The sequence below is a fragment of the Vibrio sp. MarTm2 genome (genome assembly GCF_027587055.1).
GTDB lineage: Bacteria > Pseudomonadota > Gammaproteobacteria > Enterobacterales > Vibrionaceae > Vibrio > Vibrio sinaloensis_D.
Genome location: NZ_JAPPTK010000002.1, coordinates 396,257 through 407,328, shown reverse-complemented (window position 1 = coordinate 407,328; position 11,072 = coordinate 396,257). Strand labels below are relative to the sequence as shown.

Here is an 11,072-nt window from a genome sequence, read left to right as displayed (position 1 = left end):
CTCAAGATCAAAAAAGCCGCAACACTGCGGCTTTTCATTACACTTTAAACTGATTAACGAGCTGTTGTTGGTTTTTCGAGAGCTCGCCAATCTGCACACTGACCGTCTCTGACTCTTCGGCTTGCGATAATATCTGCGCGCTGAGATCTCTGATATTACTGACGCTTTGGTTAACCTCTCCAGACACCGACTGCTGCTCTTCTGCTGCCTTAACGATTTGGCTGTTCATATCATTAATCGAAGCAATCGACTCAAATATATGGCTCAATTCGCCCACCGCTTGTTCGACTTGATTTGACGAATGCTGCGCCAGTTCATTCCCTTCTTGGATGGCTGACACCACATCTTGGGTGCCCGTTTGAACGCTGGCAATCACTTCTCGAATTTCACCCACCGAAGATTGTGTACGACTTGCCAAGTTTCTCACTTCTTCAGCAACCACCGCGAAACCACGGCCTTGATCGCCAGCTCGCGCCGCTTCAATTGCAGCGTTGAGAGCAAGTAGATTTGTTTGCTCAGAAATGCCTTCAATCACCGTTAAGATCTCGGTGATATTCGCGTTGTTTTTGGCGAGGTCTTCAACCACTGGGACTGCCGAGGTCATTCTCTCTACCAAACGTTCCATTTCATGTTGTGACTTCTCGATAACCTGTTGCCCAACCGATGCTGCGTCGTTGGCTCTTTCCGCTTCTCTCACAGCCACTTGCGCATTTTGTACGACAAGCCCAGCGGTCTGAGTCATTTCCTCGGCCGCGGTCGCGACTAAATCGACCTCTTTAAACTGAGCGTCGCTACTGCTGCTGGTATTTTGCGCCGCGACTTTTGATTGCTCTGAAGTTGTCGCAACCTGCATTGTGTTGTCGATTATATCTTTAATTGTTACTTGCAGCTTACCTAAAAAGAGGTTGAAACCGTTGGCCAACTGGCCAATTTCATCGCCTGATTTTACTTCAATCCTTTGAGTAAGGTCGCCTTCGCCAGACGCAATATCGTCGAGTCTTGCGACCACTTCGCGTATCGGCTTAACCAAACGAGACGCCATAAATGCTACGGTGAGCAAACCGAAAATAACCAAAGCCGAGCCGGCCAATATTTCAGTCTGAATACTGGCGCTCACCTGCTCGCTGATGATGCTATCCAGTTGTACTGCATCCCTTAAAACGCTGCTTCTTGGCATATCAAACAGCACGCCCCAAGTTTGGTTGGCAACCACGATAGGTGCAAATACGGTCAAGCGCTCGCCATCGCTACTCCAGTGAGTTTCCACCGATTGTCCAAAGAGAAGATCGGTCAGCTGATCGCCCGTTACATAAGCGCTGTTAAACGGCTGACCAAGCGTTTTGCTGCTATCATCACTGCCGATCAAAGTGCCATCTAGACTCACAATAGATACCGAGCCCTGCCCTTCAAACAACTTTGCATCCGATTCAACCGCCAACGCTCTAAGCGGGTCAAGGCGCAAATCGATACCAAAAAAGCCCACGGCCATATCATCGATCAAAATAGGAACGGAAAGCGAAGAGGCAAGAAATGAACTGCCTTGATGATTAACCTGCTTGGGTGAGGAAATACACGATGCGCCACTGGAAATCGGGCAAAAGAAACGTTCACTATTTTCGTTCGCAGAAAGGGTGGACTCAGCCAACACATTAGGGATGATGTTTTCGCCATTCTCAGCCGTCACCCAGTACGGGGCAAAGCGTCCTTTTTCATTCGAACCCACATATTCCGCCCCTTCATAATTTGCATCTTCATTGTCGAGCATGTTGGGTTCAAACACCAAATACGCACCTTGAATCGAGTCAAAGTTAAGCACCGACTTTCTGACCATCTCATCCAACGCAGTTCTGAGCTCTTCACTATCGCCAAAATTTTCTTCGCTGTTGGTCTTTTGAAATAGAGCGCTCGCCGCGAGCATTTCTGCGCGATAAAGCGCTTCATTCAAATATTCTGCCACGACCGTCGCATTCAAGCGCGCTTGTGTCTCAATCAGTTGCTCTGATTTCTTAATTACCGATTGAGAGCTCTGTTGCTTGATCAATTGTTGATTCGTGACCGCGTTATAGATAGAGAATCCAATGAGAGATAACGATGTGAGGAGCAGGCAGCACCCTGCTAATAAAGAGATTTTCCATTGAACAGATAGAGTTCGCATATTACATCCTTTTTAGCGGACACTTTGTGCATCCACACCACAGCGAGCAAAATATTAACAATTTAATTACAACACAATGCACTGATATATCAATTAAAAGTTTACGAATGTGTTAATGCGAATCAAACGTTCGCGTTACTTTCGTATCCTTTGAAAGAAAGTGATAACATCGAATAAATTTCGTCACAGAAAAATAAAAAGGAATCCGGATGAAAGTCATCTCCTTCAACATCAACGGGCTTCGCGCCAGACTTCACCAACTGCAAGCAGTCATTGATAAACATCAGCCTGATGTGATTGGTTTACAGGAAATCAAAGTGCACGATGAAGCCTTCCCTCTCGAAGACGTCGAGGCGATGGGCTACAAAGTCTACTTCCATGGTCAAAAAGCCCATTACGGTGTCGCGATGCTGTGTAAGAAGGAGCCAATTTCGGTACAGAAAGGCTTTCCGACCGATAATGATGAGCACCAAAAGCGCATGATTATGGTGACGTTAGAAGATGACAACGGCGAGAAAGTCACCGTACTGAACGGTTACTTTCCACAAGGCGACAACATCGGTCACGAGACAAAGTTCCCGTATAAGCGTCAGTTTTACAAAGACTTGATGACTTACCTAAACGATCATCACAACAACGATGAGCAGTTGATCGTGATGGGTGACATTAACATTAGCCCAATCGATGCCGATATCGGTATCGGTGAACCAAACCGCAAGCGCTGGCTGAAAACAGGTAAGTGTTCTTTCCAACCGGAAGAACGTCAGTGGCTACAAACTTTATTAGATTGGGGCTTTGTCGATACTTTCCGTCAGATCCACCCTGACGTAAACGATCGTTTCTCGTGGTTTGACTACCGCTCGAAAGGCTTCCCAGACAATCGCGGACTACGCATTGATGTGGTATTGGCAACACCTAAGCTCGCAGCGAAATGCATTGAAGCCGATATCGATTACGAATTGCGTGGCATTGAAAAACCGTCTGACCATGCGCCAATTTGGTCAACGTTTAAGTAGTTTTTCAAAGTGACAAATACAAAAAATCCGGAGCCAAACTCCGGATTTTTTACTTCTCGCGTTGCTAATCTAGATTAGATAGCGATGAAATCTGCTTTGTAGTCTGGGTTAACATCCGCTTCGTAGTCAACGCCTTCCACACCGAAACCAAACAGCTTCAAGAACTCTTCTTTGTACTCAACGTAATCAGTAAGCTCTTTTAGGTTTTCAGAAGTGATTTGTGGCCACAGATCACGACAGTGCTGTTGGATGTCATCACGCAGTTCCCAGTCATCTAGGCGTAGGCGGTTTTTCTCATCCACTTCTGCTGCGCTGCCATCTTCTTTGTACAGACGTTGGCTAAACATACGGTAGATTTGCTCCATACAGCCTTCATGAACGCCTTCTTCACGCATCTTCTTAAATACCATTGCAATGTACAGTGGCATTACAGGAATTGCAGAGCTTGCTTGAGTGACTACAGACTTAAGAACAGCAACGTTAGCCGCGCCGCCAGTTGCTGCTAGTTTATCGTTAAGAGCCGTTGCTGCGCGGTCTAGGTCCATCTTCGCTTTACCTAGCGCGCCATCCCAGTAGATTGGCCAAGTTAGCTCAGTACCGATGTAGCTGTACGCCACAGTCTTACAACCGTCAGCCAGTACACCAGCTTCAGACAATGCATTGATCCAAAGTTCCCAATCTTCACCGCCCATAACAGTAACAGTGTCTTTGATCTCTTCTTCCGTTGCAGGTTCAACGCTTGCTTCAATGATTAAATCTTTGTTGGTATCAACTGCTGTTGAAGTGTAAGTCTCACCGATAGGTTTGAGAGATGAACGAACAAGCTCACCAGTTTCAGGCATTTTACGTACTGGGGACGCCAGTGAGTAAACAACCATATCAATCTGACCAAGATCTTGTTTGATCAGCTCAATTGTCTTTTCTTTTGCTTCGTTTGAGAACGCATCGCCATTAAGGCTTTTCGCGTAAAGGCCCTCTTCACGCGCAAGCTTTTCAAAGGCAACTGAGTTGTAGAAACCCGCTGTGCCTGGCTTTTTCTCTGTGCCTTCTTTTTCGAAGAAAACACCAATGGTTGAAGCACCGCCACCAAATGCCGCAGCGATACGAGAAGATAGACCGTAGCCACTTGAAGCACCAACAACAAGCACACGTTTAGGTGCATTTTTGATTGGGCCTTGCGCTTTAGTGTAAGCAATTTGTTCTTTTACGTTAGCTTCACAGCCTACAGGATGCGTAGTAGTACAGATAAATCCGCGAATTCTAGGTTTGATGATCATATTCAACTTCCTTAACAAAACCCCGCTAGGATAAAAGGTTCAACATAAAATCGCATCTAATTTCTGTAAAAATGTCGCTAAAATGCAAGTGGTTGGAGCACTTTCAAACGCTTCTGCTAGATTCCACGCAAAACAAAGGCATCTCATTGAGATGCCTTATTGGTGTGCTGGTTAAGCACAGTTTTGACCAAAAATCGCGATATTACGCTGCGCTATCTAGCTTCGCTTTACGCTTTTTTTGCTCACCATGCGTGCGAACTTCGCTGAAATTATGGCTAAAGTGGTCAACTTGAATCGCTTTGTAGCGCAGTTTGTCCGCTTCGACAATTTGATCCACTTCCTCTTGCGTTAGGACATTTGCTTCCAAAGCTTGAGCCAAGCGGTCTTTCAGCAACCCTTTACGCGCGACTTTACCCTCTTTGGCAGCTCGCATCAGTTTACGCTCCAAGCTCTTCACGCCATACATAGCCAAGAAAGCATTTTCCATTAAGCCTACGCTGTCGTTTTCATCCGCACCGATGTAGCAAAGATGAGTCAGACGGTCACGGTGCGCGCCCGGAGTCATTAAGCTTTCCGCCAATTTGACAGTTAGGGTATCGCTTGGTTTCTGATAGTGATTACCAAGTGGGAATACCAACACTTTCAATAGGCGACCGACCGCTTTCTGTGGGTAGTTAGTAAACGCTTCTTGAAGTGACTGAGCAGCATGGAACAAACAGTGCTGCACTGCGTAGTGAACATAGTCTAAGTCTTGTTGCTGACGCCCTTCGTCTTCATACTTCTTCAGTGCCGCTGATGCCATGTACAGGTAAGCAAGCACATCACCTAAACGAGCTGAGATCATCTCTTTACGTTTCAGATCGCCACCCAAAGTTGCCATCGCGATATCTGCACTCACCGCTAAAGCACGGCTTAGGCGAGTCATCTCTTTGTAGTACGTCTGAGTTGGACCGCTCATGCTCGCTTTGATAAAGCGAGAGCCCGTCAATGCTGCACCAAATGCACCGAAGGTGTTCTTCATTGCGTGACCAATGTGCTTAAACAGCAGATCATCAAACTCTTTCGCGCCCTGCTTCTCATCTGGATTTGCCGCCGCTTCCATCTCCTTAAGGACGTATGGATGACAGCGTGTCGCGCCCTGACCAAAGATCATCAGGTTACGGGTCAGAATGTTTGCCCCTTCGACCGTGATAGCAACTGGGATACCGAGGTAAGGCGCTGCCAAGTAGTTCATTGGTCCATCTTGAATAGCGCGACCGGAGTGGATATCCATCGAGTCATTAAGGATCGTTCTCGCCATTTCGGTCATGTGGTATTTGGCAATTGCGGTGACAATGCCTGGTTTTTCTTTCAGGTCGAGCGACGTTGTCGTTAATGTGCGGCTCGCTTCGAGCAGATACGTTAATCCACCGATACGACCAAGCGATTCAGCCACGCCTTCAAACTTACCAATCGACATACCGAACTGTTTGCGAACATAAGCATAAGCACCCGTTGTACGTGCTGTTAAGTGGCCCATTGCCGTGCCTAGCGCCGGCAGTGAAATACCACGACCTGCTGAAAGACACTCCACCAGCATACGCCAACCTTTACCTGCGTATTCTTGGCCACCGATTAACCATTCCATTGGGATGAACACATCGTTACCACGCGTTGGACCATTCATGAACGCGAGACCTAGTGGGTCATGTCGCTCACCGATTTCCACACCGGTATGATCTGCTGGAATCAACGCACAAGTAATGCCTAGCTCTTTCTTCTCGCCCATCAAACCGTCAGGGTCGTACATTTTAAATGCAAGACCAAGAACCGTCGCAACAGGTGCTAGCGTGATGTAACGCTTGTTCCAGTTCAAACGAATACCAAGGACTTCTTCGCCTTCATGCTCGCCGTAACACACAATGCCTTCGTCTGGGATACCGCCTGCATCTGAGCCAGCTTCCGGCCCCGTCAAGGCAAAACAAGGAATGTCAGTCCCGTCTGCTAAACGCGGTAGCCAGTAGTCTTTCTGCTCTTGGGTACCATAGTGCGAAAGAAGTTCACCTGGGCCGAGCGAGTTCGGTACCATCACCGAAACCGCAGTACTGATACTGCGCGTTGCTATACGCGAGACGATGGTCGAGTTCGCCAATGATGAGAACTCACGCCCACCGTATTCTTTGGAAATGATCAGTGAAAAGAAACGTTCTTTACGCAGGTATTCCCATACCTCTGGCGGTAAGTCGCGATCTTCTTTCACGATTTTATGGTCATCCAACATTGCCAGCAGTGTTTCCAGTTCATTGTCCATGAACGACTGCTCTTCTGCGGTCAACGTTGGTGTTGGGTATTGGTGCAGTTTGGTGAAATCAGGACGACCAGAGAACAACTCTCCATCCCACCAAACACTACCCGCTTCCATTGCTTCCTTTTCGGTGCTGGATAGTGGAGGTAGCACTTTCTTAAACATTTTGAAAGCTGGGTCACTGATCCATTTTTGTCTTAGAGAGCTCATAATCCGATCCTTTTGTTCACTGTAGGTGTTCCAATATTTTTCTTATATGTATTTGTAGAGTTTTAGTGCGTTATTCCGCAGCGACGCCTGCTGCTAAAAATGGAATAAGTTGGTCGACAACCGATTTTGCATCCATCGATTTGCCATAATCATTTTCTGCGATTTCAAGCAGAGCTTGGCTCGAAGCCATGGTGAAAACGCAAGTTCCGAGCGTAAAATGCAGCCGCCAAAACAAATCTTCTTGAGTCAATTTAGGGTTGGCTTTCATCACTGAGTCAGTAAATAGAGACAAGGTGTCTTGATAACGGGTGGTAATAAACCAGCGTAAGTGACCTTGAACATCGGTGTACCCGCGGCCGATCAGCAACATAAAACGGCTTGTCCCATTCGGTCTGACATCATTTAAGTTGCGCAGCGGTGCTCTGAGCGACTCAAACACATCCGACATTTCATAGTGATCGTTCAAATTCAGCGTAATCAGCGCATCCTGCACCGCTGGCATAAACGCTTCTAGGTATCGATTAAGTACTGCTCGAACTAACGTTTTCTTATCTCCGAAATGGTAGTTCACCGAAGCAAGGTTAACCCCTGCTTTACTGGTTATCGTACGTAGAGAAGTATCATTAAACCCGTGCTCTGCAAAAAGCGCTTCGGCGACATCAAGGATTTTTTCTTTGGTACTGTTTCTGCCTGCCATTTCAATCACTCGTATTAAACAACTGTTTGAAATATACACCTGACACAAATAATCAACAAGCTGTTAACATCACATTTTTGCGCATTGGTCCGACCAGAACATTTTTCAAGCAACTAAACCGCTGAAAGAAAAAAATTAAAATTTTTCCGTTTTTTATTGAACTGTTTTGAATTACGCCAGTCTGATTAATTGTAGTTAGCAGAGCATTTCCTAAGTTGACAGGCCGTCGAACTTGTTTTCTTACTGAAGCTACTAATTTACGCTGCTTTTTCTTATTAACTCCTATGTTTGTATCCGCCCAGAGCACTATTGCTCTGGGCTTTTTTTATCTTCATGATTAGGATCATTTGGTCCACTAGCCCGATTTAGCTAAAATAGCAGGCCGCTTACCCTCGACGGCTTCGGTTTATGAAATTAGCTGACACCCCAATAACCCAACACCAATTTGACGATATCGAGTTTTATCTAAAGCGAGATGACCAGCTGCACAGCCACTTTTCAGGAAACAAAGCGCGAAAGTTTATGGCGCTACTTGAACAACCGCATGAGCAGATAAAGACACTCATCAGCTATGGAAGCGCACAGTCGAATGCGATGTACTCCTTGTCGGCGCTTTGCGCAATCAAAGGTTGGCAGTTTGAATTCTACGTCGACCATATGCCGCAATGGCTCGCCGAGCACCCGCGCGGAAACTATCGCGCAGCACTTGAACTTGGTGCGAATATTCATGTTACTGGCCAGTCTGATCTTCATCCTGAAACTTACATTAAGCAGGTTCGTCAACCAGATGAGCATTGCCTTGTCGTCCCAGAAGGTGGGCGTTTCGCGCAGGCTGAACATGGCATCGCTCAGTTAGCACGAGAGATCCTTTCTTGGACTCGGTTTCAAGCCGGGCAAAAGTTTGTTGTTGCACTCCCCTCCGGGACGGGCACCACTGCGCTCTACCTTCACAAACATTTGGCAGCTCATGGCATAGAAGTGATTACTTGCCCTTGCGTCGGCGGTAAGCAATATCTTAAGCAGCAATTTGTGGATCTCGGTGAAACCAGTTTTCCGACCATTTTGGAGCTTCCGTTTAAGCACCACTTTGGTAAGTTGTACCAACGAGATTATGAAATCTGGCATGAACTAAAGCAGCAAACCCACATCGAGTTTGACCTGCTATACGATCCGATGATGTGGCAAAGTCTACACTATTGGTATCAAGAGAATCTCGACAAGAAACTGATTTACGTTCATCAAGGTGGGCTACTTGGCAACGAGAGTATGCTGCCGCGATACGAGCGAAAATACGGAGTCTTCTCACAGCATGAGGAGTGGTAAAGCCATGAAATCAAAAATTTGCATGCTTGGTCTGCTGCTGTGTGTCGCGAGTGGTGCGCAAGCAGAAAAAGTGGTGGGGCTACCGAGCCAGTCCGATGCCACTAAAGCGGTTATTGGCATCGGCGTTGATGCCAGCCAAGTAGGTAAACGGGTCTGCTACTATCAAGACCAGACCTACTCACTTGGCGCTATTTTGCAAGTTGGTGAGCACTATCTAATCTGCCAAGTCGCCAACAAGTTTGAAACCAATGGCAGTTTACTGTGGGAACCTTACACCCCACAGCAAACCGAGCCAGGCAATAAACGCTAAGTACGAATATGGTGAATCGCACCATTTAAATCGTCGACATTGCGTTTTAGATCGAGAACAATCGGTTCCAGCTGATTGATGGCCTCATTCATATCCGATGACAAGTTCTTGATATTAGATAGGTTACCTGAGATCTCATCACTGACCGTCAATTGCTCTTCAGTCGCTGCGGCGATTGACGTATTCAGTTTATGAATTTCAATTGCAGAGCCTTGGATGGTGCCAAGTGCATCATTCGCGACGCCCATATTTTCTCGCGTCGACTGCATTTTTTCCGAGCTGCTTTGAATCGTCACCGTCGACTGCTTCGCTTTTTCTTGCAGCGTTTGAATAATGCCTTCAATCTCACCCGTCGAATCTTGGGTTCTTTGCGCTAAGGAACGAACTTCATCAGCAACTACAGCGAACCCTCGACCTTGTTCACCCGCACGGGCTGCCTCTATCGCTGCATTCAGCGCCAACAAATTCGTTTGTTCGGCAATGGCTTTAATCACATCCAACACGTTACCAACATTGTTCGATTCTTCAGCCAATTGTTGAATGATCTCTGCGGTGTTGAGGAACTCGCCCTCAAGCTGTCCAAACTCTGAGGTGGTTTTATCAAACACTTGCTTACTGGTGGAGGCTTCTTTTTCTGCGCTGCCCGCATACTCTTCCGCCATATTGGTGCTTTGTGCAACATTCGAAAGCGCCGCTGTCATCTCTTCCATTGCTGTGGCGGCCATTTCCATCTCTTGGTTCTGCTGGTTCGCCATAGTGATGTTGCGCTGGGTGATGCCTTGGATCGCTTCGGAAATCTGAGAAATGGTCGAATTCACTTGGTTTATCTTAGTGATTGTCGTGGCGTAACTAACGAGTACTTTATTGATGGTCGTGCCAATCACGCCGAGTTCATTTCGGCTTCCATCTTCAACCCGCAAGGTCAGATCGGAATCCATATCAACTTGCTTGAGGACTTTCGCCATATCATCAATCGGTTTTACTACTTTGCGATTGACAATGACATACCCCACAATCGCAATAACAAACACAGCAATCAAAGAGATGTTACCGATCAACACGGTTGTTCTCACATCTTGAGCCGCGTTGTTGAACTGAGAAGAGGTCCGCGCTTCTAGAGCGGTAAAAAACTCATCAATCGGTGCCATGATTTTAGCTTTCTCTTGATGGTATTGCTTACTATGGAGCAACTGCGCTGCCATCGCTAAATCGGGCTCGCCTCGCTTGGTGTAGTTGCCGCTGGCGTCAGGATAGAGCCCTTTTACCGCATTCATCGCTCTGACTTCCATGTTCACCAAAGCATCAGAGTTACCTTGCGCTTCTTTCAGCAACCGAAACTCTTTATCAGAGAAGCCGAGTGCTTCCATCATGGCTTGAAGCGAGACTCGCTTGCCATCCGGCTTGGGCTTTTCACCGTAATTTAGAACTAAATCCCAGTAGATGGTGTGATAGTTTTGTGGTCTTGGCTTATCCCCATTTCGAATCGCGAGGATGTCCATGTACATTTTTTCGTAGGTCTCATCGCCGGTCAGTACGTAAGTCCTACCCAGACGTGTTAAGTCATCCGAACTCTGTCTGAGCTCATCCGCTGCTTGATACGATTGATACCGCACCTTAGCCATTGTATCCACTTGCTGCAGTAGACCATTGAGCTGTAACACCGTAACCACACTGATGATGATACCGAGGCCTATTACAACAAACACCAATTTCATAGTGTTGTTAATATTCATATCGTTTCCCCTATCCTTAAAGAAAACCGCCTAACGTTGTCTATTTATCTTGGAGCTACTCGGTGTG

Annotated in this window: 8 protein-coding genes; 3 read left to right on the top strand and 5 right to left on the bottom strand. The window is 46.7% G+C overall.

Annotated elements, in window-relative coordinates; all coding sequences use genetic code 11:
* Positions 1-37: 37 nt before the first annotated feature.
* The gene (locus OH458_RS06260) at positions 38-2,155 is read right to left on the bottom strand and encodes a methyl-accepting chemotaxis protein (RefSeq protein ID WP_269977642.1); all 2,118 of its coding nucleotides are present in this window, start codon (positions 2,153-2,155) and stop codon (positions 38-40) included.
* A gap of 209 nt (positions 2,156-2,364) precedes the next feature.
* Here OH458_RS06260 and xthA point away from each other — a divergent pair, with 209 nt between their 5' ends.
* Entirely contained in the window at positions 2,365-3,171 is an 807-nt protein-coding gene (gene xthA, locus OH458_RS06255; protein WP_038138724.1) for an exodeoxyribonuclease III, read from the top strand.
* A 74-nt stretch (positions 3,172-3,245) separates the two neighbouring features.
* Here the strand turns inward: xthA and fabV are convergent, their stop codons facing one another.
* The 3 genes from fabV to OH458_RS06240 form a co-directional block, all read right to left on the bottom strand.
* Positions 3,246-4,448: an enoyl-ACP reductase FabV gene (gene fabV / locus OH458_RS06250; RefSeq protein ID WP_269977641.1), complete on the bottom strand. Its 1,203-nt coding sequence runs from the start codon at positions 4,446-4,448 to the stop codon at positions 3,246-3,248.
* A 202-nt stretch (positions 4,449-4,650) separates the two neighbouring features.
* On the bottom strand, positions 4,651-6,942 hold the full coding sequence (locus OH458_RS06245; RefSeq protein ID WP_269977640.1) for an acyl-CoA dehydrogenase: 2,292 nt from the start codon (positions 6,940-6,942) through the stop codon (positions 4,651-4,653).
* A gap of 70 nt (positions 6,943-7,012) precedes the next feature.
* Positions 7,013-7,639, bottom strand: a complete 627-nt coding sequence (locus OH458_RS06240; RefSeq protein ID WP_038138730.1) for a TetR/AcrR family transcriptional regulator — start codon at positions 7,637-7,639, stop codon at positions 7,013-7,015.
* A 408-nt stretch (positions 7,640-8,047) separates the two neighbouring features.
* Between OH458_RS06240 and OH458_RS06235 the strand changes: the two genes are divergently transcribed.
* Positions 8,048-8,962: a pyridoxal-phosphate dependent enzyme gene (locus OH458_RS06235; protein WP_269977639.1), complete on the top strand. Its 915-nt coding sequence runs from the start codon at positions 8,048-8,050 to the stop codon at positions 8,960-8,962.
* 4 nt (positions 8,963-8,966) lie between these two features.
* Positions 8,967-9,272, top strand: a complete 306-nt coding sequence (locus OH458_RS06230; protein ID WP_269977638.1) for a DUF1496 domain-containing protein — start codon at positions 8,967-8,969, stop codon at positions 9,270-9,272.
* Here OH458_RS06230 and OH458_RS06225 read toward each other — a convergent pair.
* The gene (locus OH458_RS06225) at positions 9,269-11,005 is read right to left on the bottom strand and encodes a methyl-accepting chemotaxis protein (RefSeq protein ID WP_269977637.1); all 1,737 of its coding nucleotides are present in this window, start codon (positions 11,003-11,005) and stop codon (positions 9,269-9,271) included. The two genes, OH458_RS06230 and OH458_RS06225, sit on opposite strands and share 4 nt — an antisense overlap.
* Between the last annotated feature and the right edge of the window lie 67 nt (positions 11,006-11,072).